Annotated in this window: 9 protein-coding genes; 6 read left to right on the top strand and 3 right to left on the bottom strand. The window is 69.7% G+C overall.

The features are described from left to right. Positions 1-2: 2 nt before the first annotated feature. The 5 genes from pglX to KBI5_RS21150 are packed head-to-tail and all read left to right on the top strand — an operon-like array spanning position 3 to position 11,884. Positions 3-2,024 (top strand): BREX-2 system adenine-specific DNA-methyltransferase PglX, encoded by a 2,022-nt coding sequence (pglX, locus tag KBI5_RS21170; RefSeq protein WP_116289983.1) that lies wholly within the window; start codon positions 3-5, stop codon positions 2,022-2,024. Further along, a complete protein-coding gene (locus KBI5_RS26565; RefSeq protein WP_085016236.1) occupies positions 2,021-5,704 on the top strand; it encodes a hypothetical protein in 3,684 nt (1,227 codons plus the stop codon). Before pglX ends, KBI5_RS26565 begins: the two co-directional genes overlap by 4 nt. Next, the gene (pglZ, locus tag KBI5_RS21160) at positions 5,701-8,328 is read left to right on the top strand and encodes a BREX-2 system phosphatase PglZ (protein ID WP_085016235.1); all 2,628 of its coding nucleotides are present in this window, start codon (positions 5,701-5,703) and stop codon (positions 8,326-8,328) included. The genes KBI5_RS26565 and pglZ overlap by 4 nt, the downstream gene beginning before the upstream one ends. Next, complete coding sequence (brxD, locus tag KBI5_RS21155; protein ID WP_085016234.1) at positions 8,325-9,653, top strand: BREX system ATP-binding protein BrxD; 1,329 nt, start codon at positions 8,325-8,327, stop codon at positions 9,651-9,653. The genes pglZ and brxD overlap by 4 nt, the downstream gene beginning before the upstream one ends. After that, the gene (locus KBI5_RS21150; protein ID WP_241883065.1) at positions 9,650-11,884 is read left to right on the top strand and encodes a DEAD/DEAH box helicase; all 2,235 of its coding nucleotides are present in this window, start codon (positions 9,650-9,652) and stop codon (positions 11,882-11,884) included. The genes brxD and KBI5_RS21150 overlap by 4 nt, the downstream gene beginning before the upstream one ends. 147 nt (positions 11,885-12,031) lie before the next feature. On the opposite strand, the gene KBI5_RS21145 is transcribed toward KBI5_RS21150, so the two are convergent. Both KBI5_RS21145 and KBI5_RS21140 read right to left on the bottom strand, forming a co-directional pair. Then, complete coding sequence (locus KBI5_RS21145) at positions 12,032-12,343, bottom strand: MazF family transcriptional regulator (protein WP_011437344.1); 312 nt, start codon at positions 12,341-12,343, stop codon at positions 12,032-12,034. After that, complete coding sequence (locus KBI5_RS21140; protein WP_035911300.1) at positions 12,340-12,600, bottom strand: toxin-antitoxin system HicB family antitoxin; 261 nt, start codon at positions 12,598-12,600, stop codon at positions 12,340-12,342. The genes KBI5_RS21145 and KBI5_RS21140 overlap by 4 nt, the downstream gene beginning before the upstream one ends. Positions 12,601-12,827: 227 nt before the next feature. Here KBI5_RS21140 and KBI5_RS21135 point away from each other — a divergent pair, with 227 nt between their 5' ends. After that, complete coding sequence (locus KBI5_RS21135) at positions 12,828-13,712, top strand: pirin-like bicupin family protein (RefSeq protein ID WP_241883063.1); 885 nt, start codon at positions 12,828-12,830, stop codon at positions 13,710-13,712. 120 nt (positions 13,713-13,832) lie between these two features. Here the strand turns inward: KBI5_RS21135 and KBI5_RS21130 are convergent, their stop codons facing one another. Beyond that, positions 13,833-14,033: an integrase gene (locus KBI5_RS21130; protein ID WP_085016233.1), complete on the bottom strand. Its 201-nt coding sequence runs from the start codon at positions 14,031-14,033 to the stop codon at positions 13,833-13,835. Positions 14,034-14,121: the final 88 nt, after the last annotated feature.

The following is a 14,121-nucleotide window of genomic DNA, read 5'->3' as shown; positions in this document are numbered from 1 at the left end:
TCATTCCCCTTAGTAATCTCGGAGTTGACATCGGACGCACCGTCCAGCTCGGCGAAGATGACGCTTGGATACTTGCCCATAGTTCTCCGGCGGTGACCAGGTTTCAGGACAACATGGTCCCCCATGTTTTCGGCGAGCTAGTACGTGACTACACGATCGAACAACCTCCCATTGCAATTAATCCGTATGCCGACATAACCAAAGGAATCCCCCTTTTAAAAGATCAGGAAGTTGTACAAAATCTCCTCTGGCCAAACCGAACAATCCTGTCTGCTCGCACAATATTCGGTAGAAGTCTTGCCGAAAACGATCGACCATGGTATGCATATTTAGAAATATATGCAAACCGACTGCACACCCCGCTGGCGATCGCCTTTCCGTTCGTCTCGACCCACAACCACTTCACACTCGACCGAGGCGGCAAGATATTCAATCGTACCGCAACCGTTCTCAAGCTGCCCGAGGGAGCCACGGAGGAGAAACATCTGCGGCTGGTCGGGGTGCTGAACTCGTCGGCGGCGTGCTTCTGGCTCAAGCAGGTGAGCCACGACAAAGGAATCCGTGGCCAGGGAGGAGGCTTCACCAGTGACGACTGGGAACACTTCTACGAGTTCACCGGGACCAAGCTGAAGGAGTTTCCGCTGCCGGACGGGGCGCCACTGGTGTTGGCGACGCGGCTGGACGGGTTGGCTCAGGAGCTCCAGCGGGTCGCGCCGGCCGCGGTGGCCAGGGACGCTGTTCCGACCCGGGAGGCACTCGTGCACGCGCGGGCGGAGTGGGAGCGGATCCGGGCGGAGATGATCTCGGCGCAGGAGGAGCTGGACTGGGAGGTCTACGGTCTCTACGGGCTGCTCGGCGACGACGCGGACGGGTTGATCGGTTCGAGTGTGACGAAGCCGCCGCTGGCGCTTGGCGAACGGGCGTTCGAGATCGTGCTGGCGCGGCAGCACGATGCCGGCGAGACCGAGACGGAATGGTTCACCCGGCACCGCTCGACGCCGATCATCCAGCTGCCCGCGCACTGGCCGCAGGACTACCGGGCCCTCGTCGAGCGGCGGCTGGCGAAGATCGACGATGATCCGTACCTTCACCTCATCGAGCGGCCGGAATGCAAGCGGCGCTGGGCGAGCCGGCCGTGGGCGGAGATGGAGGCCGAGGCGTTGCGCGCCTGGCTGYTCGACCGGCTGGAGGCCCGCGAACTGTGGCACCGACCGGAACCGACCCCGCGCACCGTCGCCCAGCTCGCCGACGAGCTGCGGACCGACGCCGAGTTCACCGCCGTCGCCAGGCTCTACGCCCGCGACACCGCTCTTGGTGACGTGGTCGCCGATCTCGTGCGCGACGAGCATGTACCGTTCCTCGCCGCCTGGCGGTACACCGACATGGGGCTGCGGGTCCGGGCGCAGTGGGAACGCACCTGGGATCTCCAGCGGGAGCAGGATGCCGAGGACGAGCGGATCCGGGCCGAGGAGGAGCGGCGTAAGGAGTCCGACGAGCCGCTGCCACCGGCCCCACCGCGTAAAATCATCGACATCAAGGTGCCGCCGAAGTACAAACAGACCGACTTCCGCGAGACGTCCTACTGGCGCAGCCGCGGGAAGCTGGACGTGCCCAAGGAGCGGTTCATCTCGTACCCGGATGCTTCCCGGGACGGGACCCTGCTGCTGGGCTGGGCCGGCTGGGATCATCTCCAGCAGGCGCAGGCGCTGGCCACCTATATCGCCGATCGGCGCGAGGTCGACGCCTGGGACGCCGAGAAAACCAAGCCGTTGCTCGCCGGGCTGCTGGAACTCCTGCCGTGGGTCGCGCAATGGCATTCGGAACTGGACCCGGAGTTCGGTATTCGGCCCGCGGACGCCTACACCGGCTTCCTCGACGAGCAGGTGCGCCAGCTCGGGCTGACCCGTGACGATCTCACCGGCTGGCTCCCCGCGGCCAGGAAGACGAGAACCACGGTGAAGAAGCYGGCGAAGAAGCCGGCGAATAAGCCCGCCACGACTCCGGCGAAGGCGGCCCGGTCATGACCCTGATCTCGGAACTCCTCGACATCCCCGAGGCCGTGTACCCGGGGGACTTCGTCCTCGACCTGTCCCGCGGCGTGACCCAGATCGATCGCACCCTGCGCGAGTATGTCGTCACCCCCGAGCTGGCCATCCGGTTCGGGGAGGCGCTGGGTCTGATCAAGAGCGCGCTCACCGACGGCAGTAGCAAGGCCGCCTACCTCGACGGCTCGTTCGGGTCCGGCAAGAGCCACTTCATGGCTGTGCTCGGCGCGCTGGCGCGGAACCACCCCGGGGCCCGGGCGATCGGCGAGCTCGCCCCTGTCATCACCGCATTCGACGGTGACGTCATCGGCAAGCAGTTCCTCGTCGTGCCGTATCATCTCGTCGGCAAGACGTCGCTGGAGGAGGCGGTCCTCGGCGRCTACCTGGCGCACGTCCGCGCGCTGCACCCGGACGCGCCGCTGCCCGCCGTCCTCATCGACAAGCCGCTGCTCGACACCGCRGTGGCGTTGCGCGGCCAACTCGGCGACCAGGCGTTCTTCGGCCTGCTCGGCGGCGGCGACCGGAGCTCGGCTGCCGACCCGCGCTGGGGCACGTTGAACCACGGGGCCTGGGACGCCGACCGGTTCGAGCAGGCACTGACCGCCGCTCCCGCCGCGCAGGAGCGCCGCGACCTGGTCGGCACCCTGGAGAAGGCGCTGGTCGGGTTCGCCGAGCTCGCCCGGGGCGCCGCCACCGGCTACGTCAACATCGACGACGGCCTGGCCGCGATCAGCCAGCATGCCGCCGGCCTCGGCTACGACGGGCTGATCCTCTTCCTCGACGAGCTCATCCTGTGGTTCGCCACCAGGATGGCCGATCACGCCTGGGTGGCGAACGAGGCTCCCAAGGTCGCCAAGCTCGTCGAGGCGGCCAACGCCGACCGACCGGTGCCGATCATCAGTTTCGTCGCCCGCCAGCGGGACCTGCGCGAGCTCGTCGGCACCAACCTGCCCGGCACCGAACATCTTGCCTTCGCCGACAGTCTCAAGTGGTGGGAGGGTCGGTTCGRCTCGATCAAGCTCTCCGACAACAACCTGCCGCTCATCATGTCGAAGCGGGTCCTGCGGCCGCGCAGCGATGCCACCCGGGCACAGATCGACACCTCGTTCGCCGCGATGGACCGGGTCCGAGCGGACATCCGGGCCGCGCTGATGACCGCCCACGCCGACCGGGCCGCGTTCCGGCTGACCTATCCGTTCAGCCCGGCATTCGTCGAGACGCTCGTCGCGCTGTCCGGGTTCCTCCAGCGGGAGCGGACCGCGCTGCGGGTCATGCAGCAGCTACTCGTTGACCAGCGGGACACCCTGCAGCTCGGCCAGCTCGTCCCCGTCTCCGACCTGTTCGACGCGCTCATCACGGATGCGTCGCCGATCAGCGGCGAGCTCGGCGGACTGTGGCGCAACGCGCAGAAGGTCTACGGCGAGATCCGTCGGCTCATCCTGGAAAGCCACGGGCTGACCGAGGAAACCGTCACCGGGGTGGCCCCGAAACACGCCGTGCACATGGACGACCGGATCGCCAAGACCCTGGTGCTCGCCGCCCTGCTCCCCGAGGTCCCGTCGATGCGGGATCTCACCGCCCGCCGGATCGTGGCCCTCAACCACGGGTACATCCGGTCGATGGTGCCGGGTCAGGAGACGGGCGCGGTCACCCAGGTCGTCCGCAAATGGGCGGCCCGGCTCGGCGCGGTGCAGGTCAGCGGGGACGACGCAAGCCCGCTCCTGTCGGTGCGGCTCGAAGGCGTCGACATCGAGGGCATTCTGGAGAACGCCAAGGGGGCCGACTCGCCCGGCGACCGCCGGCTGACCGTGCGAACGCTGCTGTTCGACGCGCTCGGCGCCACGAAACCGGAGGGTATCGACCGCGCGACGATCGTCACCGCCACCTGGCGCGGCACCAAACGCAACGTCGAGCTCATCTACGGCTATCTTCGCGACCCCGGTGACGTGGGCGACAGCATGTTCACGCCCACCCACAACGGCTGGCGGCTCGCCCTCGACGTCCCCTTCGATCCGGACGACCACTCCCCGGCCGAGGCCCTCGACCGGGTCTCGCGGCTGCGGGACGCGCTCCCAGCGCGCACCCTCTGCTGGGTCCCGCGGCACTTCACCGCACACACCCAATGGAGCCTGGGCCGCTACCTGCGGCTGGAATACGCCGTCGGGCCGAGCTTCGACCAACTCGCCGGGCACCTGTCCGACAATGACCGGGCTATCGCCCACCAGCAGTTGACCGCGCAGCTCGACCAGCTGCGCAGCCAACTGACGAACGCGCTGCTGCAAGCCTATGGCCTCGTCACCCCGGACGAGACGGTCGTCGATCCCGCGCACGGCGGGATCGACATGTTCGTCAGCCTCGAACCGGGATTCACGCCCCGGGTCCCCGCCGGTGCCGCCCTGCGCCCCGCCTTCGAAAACCTGCTCGACCAGGCACTGAGCTGGGAGTTCCCGGCCCACCCCCACTTCGACGGCGAGGTGCGCCCGGGTGACCTGGCAAAAGTGCACGCCCAGGTGCGCCGGGCCATCGAACATCCCGAGCACCGGATCATGGTCGAATCCAGCGAGCGGCCCGTCATGCGGAAGGTGGCCAACCCGCTGGGGCTCGGCGAGCAGAGCGACCAGTACTTCGTCCTCGGCCACCACTGGGAACGGCACCTCGGCCGAAAGATCATCGAGGCCGAGGCGGCGGGCCGGCCGGTCACGGTCGGAGACCTGCGTGCCTGGCTGGACGAGCCGAAGCGGATGGGTCTGCCCCAGGAGATCGCGGACCTTGTTGTGCTGGTCTTCGCCGAGCAGACCAACCGCGGCATCCTCCACGGCCGGCCGCTCGACGTGAGCATCCCGCGCCCGCTGCCCGCGGACGCGCGCGTTGTCGCCGAGCCGCTACCCGATCGGGACACCTGGGAGGAGGCCCGCAGCCGGGCGCACGCCCTCTTCCTGATCACTGACATCACCGAACTGTGTACCGCGCGCAACGTCGCCTTGCTGGCCACTCGGGTACGATCAGCCGTCGCGGACCGGCTTCCGAAGGTTCGCGCGCTGCACGCGGCCCTCATCCGCCGAGGACCGACCGTGCTCCGGGACGGCACCGACCCGGCGACGGAACGAGTCCGGATCGCCCAGGGCGCGCTGCGTCTCTGTGCGGACCTGGCGACCATCACCGACAATCTGGCCCTGGTCGAGCGGCTCGCCGCCTTCGACCTCCCCGCGGTCCCGCTGCACACCGGTCGGAGCCTGACCACCGCCRCCGATCTCGACGCGGCCATCCGGGAGGTGGACTGGAACATCTTCACCACCGTGGCCGACTGGGGACCCGAGCATCCGCGGGGCGCGGAGGCAGCCGCGTTGGTGACCGAGCTCGCCGCGGTCTGGGCGGCCAACGAGTACGTCCAGCACCTCCAGCCGGCGCTCACCAAGGCGGACAGGAAGGCTCGCGGGTTGCTGCTGGAATGGAGCCGACGGGTCTCCCGCCCAGCGAGCAGAACCGGCACCATCAACCCGCCGGGCGTGGCCACACCGGGCGTGGCGACACCGGGCGGCGTGGCAACCAGCGGCGCCCGCGAGGTCGATCAGGACTCGGTTGCCGAGTTCACGTCCACGCTCGCGGCGCTCACCGCCCAGGGCTGGCGGATCAAAGTCACCTGGCAGGCCGTGCGGTGACCGTGGTAGCCGCGCCGGTCCTGGTCCGGGCGAAGGTGGCCGAGGTGCTCCGCCGAGACGAGAAGGCGCGCGTCGTCGCCCTGGCCGCGGCGCCGGTGTGGCCGCACGACGAACGCCTGGAACTGCCCGGTGGCCGCGGCGTGGTGGTCCGGCCATGCGTGTCCACCCTCGCGATCCGCGACGAGCTGCAACAGGTCGACGATCTCCCTGCCGGGGAGGTACTCGTCCTGCTCACCGAGTACGAAACCGGCGAGCTGGGGACGAGCATCACTGCCCGGCTCGCCGGTCAGAAGATCCTGCCGCTTGATCGCTGGCAGCAGCTCACCAGCCTGTTTCGGGCACACGGCATCGATCCGGCCCTCGTCGACGAGCAGTGGGCGGTGAACGCGCTGCTCGCCACCCCCCCGCCGGACGGGTATCCCGCCGCGCGCAACGGCTACCTGGACCGGGCCACGGCATTGGCCACACTCGCCGAGACCCAGGCCGGGCTCACCCCGCTCGACCTCGACCTCGCGGGCCTGCTGCGATGGAGCCTCGACGCCGAACACCTCGCGCGGTGGCGCGCGTTGGACCCGGCGGTGCGTACCGGCATGAGCGGATGGCTTGCCGGCCGCGGCGGTCGAGGCGACGTGGTGGCCGCCGTTCTCCGGTGCTTCGCCGGGCCCTACGGTCCCGACGCCGTCGCCGTCGGACTGGTGCTCGCGGCTCTCAGCCATCCCGAGGTCCGGGACACGGCGCAGGTGCCGCGCACCATGCTGGAGACGCGGGTGGTCGACGGCGCTCTCGCCCCGTCCGTCGCCGCGGAATGGGGACGCGCGGCTGAAGGGCTGGTTCAGCGGCTGCTCGGCCAGGAGGGGCGGRCCGTGGCTGGCGGAATCCTGCGACGCGCCGAGGAGATCCTGGCCGGGCAGGGCGCCGCCGAGCTGTCTTATCCCAGCGCCGTCCTCGAATCCGGTCTCACCCAGCGCCTGCGGCACATTGGCTCGCAGGTCGCCGCGGTGCTGCGCAAGCGGCGGCTACGCGCCGAGGATCTGGGGCCGGTCGAACATGAGGTGGCGCGGCTGAACGCGCACGCGCTGGCCGCCGACCATGCCGAGCGGGTGAGTCGCGCCGAGATGGCCGTTCGGCTGCTGCGCTGGCTGGCCCAGGAGGCCGCGTCCGCCCGACCACCGGCGCCGAGCCTTGCCGAGGCGTCCCGTCGGCAGCAGGACCAGGACGCATGGGTCGACCTGGCCCGGGCGCGGGTGTGGGAGGGCGACGTCGATCAGGTGGTCGCCGCAGCCTACCGGACACTGTGCACGACGGTCGACGCCCGTCGCCGCGAACACGAACGGCGGTTCGCGAATCTGCTCGCCGACCACACCCGCACCGGGTCGACGCTGGGCGAGCTGCTGCCGGTGGAGGACGTGCTCGACCAGATCGTGGTGCCGCTGGCCGGCCGATGCCGGCTGCTGCTGCTCGTACTGGACGGGATGTCCACCGGGGTGGCGCGGGAGCTGCTCGCCGACCTGTCGACCCGGGGCTGGGTAGAACACACCCTCACCCCGGCCCGACCGGTGCTGGCCACCCTGCCGTCGGTCACCCGGACCTCGCGGACGAGCCTGCTGTGCGGGCGGCTCGTGGACGGCACGCAAAGCCAGGAGAAGGCATCCTTCGCCGAGCGGGGCTGGCCGCTGTTCCACAAGGGCGACCTCGCCGCGGCCGGTGCCGGCGAGGTGCTTGAGCCGCGCGTCGCGGACGCGATCAGGGGCGACGCCCCCGTGGTCGGCATCGTTGTGAACACCGTCGACGACACCCTGGACAAGGGTGGGCGCACCCCCTGGACCGCCAGCTCGGTCGATCGGCTGCTCGACCTGCTGGCCACCGCGGACGGATCGGGCCGGGCCGTCCTGCTGGTCAGCGACCACGGCCACGTCCATGAACGCGGCTCCCRGCTGGTTTCCGACGACAGCGGCGGCGCGCGGTGGCGATCATCGGCGCGCCCGCCCGACGAGGACGAGGTCACGCTCATCGGCCCGCGGGTGCTGCTGGGCGGCGGCCGGATCGTCGCCGCCTGGAACGAACGGCTACGTTATACGGCCCTGCGCAACGGCTACCACGGCGGCGCCAGTGCCCAGGAGATCGTGATCCCGTTGGCGCTGCTGCGTCGGGTCGACCTCGACCTGCCCGGTTGGACTCCCTTGCACCATGCCGCGCCTCCCTGGTGGGTGGAGCCGATGGCCACGGGCACCACGCCGGCCACGGGCACCACGCGGGCCGGACGTGCCGGCTCGGCCGCACAGCCGGACCTCGGTCTGTTCGACGAGTCCGAGGTGACGCCGCAACCGTGGGTGGATCGCGTGCTCGATACCGAGGTGATGCGGGCTCGGCTCGCCCGGATGCGTCGCGGGGCCATGCCCGCGGACCGGCTCGGGGTGCTCCTGCGGGCGCTCGACGCCCGTGGCGGCGCCGCCACGCGGGCCACGGTCGCCCGCGCGCTCGACGTGCCGGACGCGCGGATCGCCAGCCACCTCGCCGCGGCGCAGCGGGTGCTGAACATCGACGGCTACGAGGTGCTGCGGATCGATGGTGACACCGTGCGGCTGAACGCCGCGTTGCTGGCGACGCAGGCCGGTCTGACGTGACCATCTCCGAACAACGCCGACGGGAGGTGATCGACGCGCTTCGGCGCGGAACCGTGCCGCGGCAGGGCCTGGATGTGCTCGCGGTCGGTCTTGACCGCTTCACCACGGCGATCGAGGAGGATCTCGACCGGCTCGCCGGCGGACAGGCGACGTTCCGGGCGATCCGCGGCGATTACGGCGCGGGAAAGACGTTCTTCACCCGCTGGCTCGCCGAGCGGGCCAAGGCCCGGGGGTTCGCCACCGCCGAGATCGCGATCTCCGAGAACGAGACCCCGCTGCACCGGCTCGAAACGGTCTACCGCCGGCTCGCCGAACGGCTCGCGACCGCCGAATTCGCGCCGAGCGCGCTGYGTCCCATCGTCGATTCCTGGTTCTTCGCGCTGGAGGAGGACGTTCTCGCCGGCGGCGAGGTCGTCGAGAATGAGCTGGCGCGCCGGGTCGACGAGTTGCTGGAACAGCGGCTGGCCGCCGTCGGGCGGGTCGCGCCGTCCTTCTCAGCCGCCCTACGGGCGTACCGGCGGGCGACCGCGGCCGGCGAAACCGCGGCCGCGGAGGGACTGATCGCTTGGCTGGGCGGGCAACCGCACGTGGCGGCGGCGGTGAAACGGGCCGGCGGTGTCCGGGGCGACCTCGATCACGACGGAGCGCTCGGCTTCCTGCAGGGGCTGCTCGCGGTGCTCACCGACAGCGGCCATGCCGGTCTCGTGGTCGTCCTCGACGAGGTCGAGACGCTGCAGCGGGTCCGGGGCGACATGCGTGACAAGGCGCTCAACGCGCTGCRCCAGCTCATCGACGACGTGGACGCTGGGCGATTCCCCGGGCTGATGCTCGTCATCACCGGCACTCCCGCGTTCTTCGACGGACCGCAGGGAGCGCAACGGCTCGCCCCGCTCGCGCAGCGGCTCCACGTCGACTTCCTCCCGGATCAAGCTTTCGATAACCCTCGGGCGGTGCAGCTGCGACTGCCCGGGTTCAACCGGGATTCCCTGCTGGAGCTCGGCGGCCGGATCCGGGAGCTGTACAGCTCCGGCCATGGTGATCCGGAGCGGTTCGCCACGGCAGTGGACGAAGGCTACCTGGCCGAGTTCGCGCAGGCCGTGGTCGGGCAGTTCGGCGGGCGAGTAGGCGTCGCGCCCCGCATCTTCGTGAAGAAACTCGTCGATGTGCTCGACCGCGTCGACCAGCATCCCGCCTTCGATCCCCGGCGTGCGTACGTCCCGCGGCTGTCCGCCACCGAGCTCACCGACACCGAACGTGCGGCGATGCCCAGCCCGCCACAACCGCCCCCGGCGGCATCGGTCGACGACATCGACCTACCGCTGTGATCTCCCGGACGTCCGGGGCCTCGGGGGCTTCCGGGGCCTCGGGGGCTTCCGGGGCCCCGGGGGCTTCCGGGGCCCCGGGCTTCGCCGCCCTCGACCCGGCCGTCCAGTATCACGTCGTCAACAGTCTGCGGTGGCCTGCCCTGCGCCCGTTGCAGGAGGCGGCGATACGTCCGGTCCTCGACGGGCATGACGTGCTGCTGCTGGCACCGACCGCCGGTGGGAAAACCGAGGCGGTGGCGCTGCCCCTGCTGTCCCGGATGGCCGGGGAGAAATGGCGCGGGCTGTCGGTGCTGTATGTGTGTCCGCTGCGGGCGTTGCTGAACAACCTCGAACCGCGGCTGGCCGCGATGTGCGAATGGCTCGGCCGGCGGGCCGCCGTCTGGCATGGAGATGTCGCCGACTCGGTGCGCGGGCGGCTGGCCGTGGATCCGCCGGATCTTCTGCTGACCACCCCGGAGTCGATCGAGGCGATGCTCGTCTCCGCGCGCGTCGATCATCGATGGCTCTTCGCCGGCCTGCGGACGGTTGTCGTCGACGAGGTCCACGCCTTCGCCGGTGACGACCGCGGTTGGCATCTGCTGGGGGTGTTGGCCCGGTTACGCGGGCTCGCCAACCGGCCGGTACAGCGGATTGGTTTGTCCGCAACTGTCGGGAACCCGGACGTACTGCTCGACTGGCTCGCGGACGGATCCGCCCGGCCGCGCGCGGTCGTCCGGCCGAGTGACGTGACGGCCACCACGGACGTGACGGCCACCACGGACGCGACAGCCACCACGGAGGTCGGGATCGACTACGTGGGCTCCCTGCGTAACGCCGCCCTCGTGGTCGCCCGCCTTCATCAGGGGATGAAGAGGCTGGTCTTCTGCGATTCCCGCAGCCAGGTCGAGGAGTTGACGGTTGCGCTGCGTGACCTCGGGGTAYGGACGTATGTATCCCACTCGTCCCTGTCACGGGATGACCGGCGGCAGGCCGAGGCCGCCTTCGCGACATCCACCAACTGCGTCATCGTCGCCACTTCCACCTTGGAGCTGGGGATCGACGTCGGTGACCTGGACCGCGTCATCCAGATCGGCGCCCCCGCCACGGTGATCTCCTTCCTGCAACGCCTCGGGCGGACCGGGCGGCGCCCCGGGACCCGACGCAACACGCTGTTCCTGGCAACGTCGCAGAACTCTCTGTGGCTCGCGGCGGCTATCACGCTGCTGTGGCAACGCGGATACGTCGAGCCGGTCGTCCCGCCCGTGCTTCCCCGTCACATCGTCGCCCAGCAGATCCTCGGACTGGCCCTGCAGGAAGGCCGCCTCGTCGACCGCGACGTCTGGCAGTGGCTCGGCGGGCTTGCCCGGACTCCGGGCGCGGTCGACGTACTGGCGCATCTGGCCAGCTCCGGGTTTGTCGTGCACACCGACGGGCTGGTATCGATCGGCCCGCGGGCGGAGAAGGAATACGGGCGACGCTACTTCCTCGACCTCACGTCAACCTTCGCCGGCGAATCGATGGTGCAGGTCTGGTGGGGACGTAGCCTGCTCGGCCAGCTGCCACCGATCGCGCTCGCGGCTCGACCGGAGCACGGACCGCGGGTGGTTCTTCTCGGCGGTCGTGCCTGGAAGGTGAATCATGTCGACTGGCGGAGAAGACGAGTCCAGGTCGAACCGAGCCGCTACCCAGGCCGGTCCCGGTGGAACGGCGGGGCCCGGGTCATGTCCTATCCGCTCGCCCAGGCTCACCTCGACGTCCTCGCCGGGCAAACGGCCGGCATCGAGATATCCCGGCGGGCCGCCGACGCGTTGGACAAGCTCCGCGCGCAGCATTCCTTTGTCAGTGCCAGTGTCAGTGACGAGCCGGGCGAACGCACCTACCTCACCCGCGACCCCGAGAAGCGGCCGATCTGGTGGACATTTGCCGGGTTCGCGGCCAATTCGGCCCTCGCCTCGGGGCTCGGCGAGCTGGTTGACGCTGACGCGCCGGTCGGCGATCTCAGGCTGCGGCTTCGCCCGCACGTCAACTCCGCCGCGCTACGGACAATGCTCGATGTTCGACGTGACGACCTCGTTGACGCTCTTCCGGCCATCGATGTCGAGGCTGCCGATGGGCTCAAGTTCTCCGCGGCGATTCCCCTCGAACTCGCGATCGAGACGCTAGCCGCACGCCTCACCGATCCATCCGCCGTCCACGCGACGCTGAAGGCAATCATCCGGGAGGAGACTGCGCCTCCGCCTGGGGGATGGTAGCCGTGAACGGATTGATCGCGGCGGCGATGACGTCGGCCGACATCCAAGCCGGACGCCGACGCCGGGCTGGAGCGCATCGAGGAAGTGACCCGCCGCTTGCCCCACCGCTGCTTTCGCCTTCGACCAGTTCGGGCCGTTGCCGTAAGGTCAACGTTCGGGCGTGGCCAAGATCTTGAACAACATGGTGTTGGCGGTGGTGAGCGTCTGGGCGTCGACCCGGCGCAGGCATTCACCCAGGGCGGCCTTGGCCACGAACGTGACCAGGCCCATCACGGCCCACTGCCCCTCCCCCAGGTCGACGCAGAACCCCTCGTCGGTGGCGTGCTCCACGACCAGGGCGACCAGCACGGTCGGCTCGTCGGCGATCTCGTTGTAGACCGTGGAGCTGAGGATCAGCACCGCCTGCGGCGCCGGCCCGATGCCCGCGGTCCAGATCTCACCGCGCCGCGGTGGCCTCACCCGGCGGCGTCGGCGAGATTGGGCAGCCCCGACACCGCGAGAGCCCGCTGGTTGGCCTCCCCGAAGGCGAGGGCCGCGCCGGCCACCGCCGGGTCGGCCCGCACCCAGGCCCCGTGCGCGGCRCAGCGCCGACGCATGTCCTCGGCGTCAAGCACGCCCTCGACCCAGGCGTTCATCGAGGTGTGCTCGGCCTCGGCGTACCGCTTGACCGCCTCGTAGGCCTCGTCCGAGAGCCGGAGCGTGATCGTGCGCGACATGCGCAACATGCTAGCAAGATCTGACAGCGGTATCCGCCGCAGCGTGGAACGCATGGTCGCACCATCCGGCCACCAAAATCGACAGATTATATGCCTATTTATGTGATTCCGTTGCTCTAGCCGGCGGGTCATCTGCCTGGGCGGGACGCGGGCCGTGGAATGTCCGTGGCCCCGACGACGCTGGACTGCGCAGGCATTGTCCTGCCTACCGTGAAGGAGGGTTCACCATGAGCGCCACGCCGTCCTCCCCTGGGTCGTCCACCCCACCGGCCGCGGYCCCACCGGCCGCCACCCTTTCTACCGCGGGCCCGTCTTCCGCCACACCCTCCTCCGCGGGCCCGCGCCCACAGCCCCGGATCGACATTCGCCGGGCGGACGACAGAGCGGCGACGCGCGTCGGCTGGCTCGACTCCCACCACTCCTTCTCGTTCGGCCATCACTACGATCCGTCAAATACCCACCACGGTCTGCTGCTGGTGAACAACGACGACACGGTCGCTGCCGGGACCGGGTTCGAGACCCATCCGCACCGGGACATGGAGATCGTCACCTGGGTCYTGCGCGGATCGCTCGTGCACCAGGACTCCACCGGCCACTCCGGCGTCATCTACCCGGGACTCGCGCAGCGGATGAGCGCCGGTCGCGGGATCCTGCACTCGGAGAAGAACGACTCCTGGCGTCTCGACGGCGGCGGGGAGCCGCATGACGAGCCGGTGCATTTCGTCCAGATGTGGGTCGCGCCGGACCGTCGGGGCATCGACCCCGGCTACGAGCAGCTGGAGATCGACGACGAGCTGCTACGCGGCGGCCTGGTACCGGTAGCGTCCGGGATGGCCAGGCACCGCGGGCAGAGCGCGATCACGATCAGAAACCGGTTCGCGGCCCTGTGCGCCGCCCGGCTCAGCCCTGGTCGGGACGTCACGCTTCCCGAGGCTCCCTACCTGCACCTGTTCGTGACGCAGGGCGAGGTGACGCTGGAGGGGACGGGTGTGCTGCGCGCCGGGGACGCGGTCCGGTTCACCGCAACCGGCGGTCAGYGGGTCAGCGCCTCGGCTCCCGCTGAGATCCTGGTCTGGGAAATGCATAAAGCGATCGAGGATTTTTTGGGATAGCAAACTTATTGCTGGTGAGGGCGTGTCTCCGCTGGTGGGAGGGCATTTTCGCATCCTTTCAAGACGTGCGATCAGCGGCGGTGACCGGCGGCGGTCTGTGTCTGAGACGTGCCCGAAGGATCATGCGCTGTCGGCCGACAGGGCAGCCGCGATACGGGCCCGGCAAATCTCCTCGTCCCCGTCGATGCACTGGGCGTAGATCGTCAGCAGCATCTGAACCGTGTGGCCCGCCCACTGAGCGACCCGCGTCGGCGGGACACCCGCCGCCARCCAGCCGGACAGGCAGGCGTGACGCAGCGAGTAGGTAGTCTGAGCACCCATCAATGACCTCCGGAGGGGACTGTCGCCTTCAGGCGACAGGGGAATCCGGCACGGACCGCAACGGTTATACCGGCCACGCTGGTATAAT

The sequence above is a fragment of the Frankia sp. KB5 genome (genome assembly GCF_002099325.1).
In the GTDB taxonomy this organism is placed as follows: domain Bacteria; phylum Actinomycetota; class Actinomycetes; order Frankiales; family Frankiaceae; genus Frankia; species Frankia casuarinae.
Note: the sequence above shows the minus strand (reverse complement) of the source record. Positions and strands in the feature narration are given on the sequence as shown.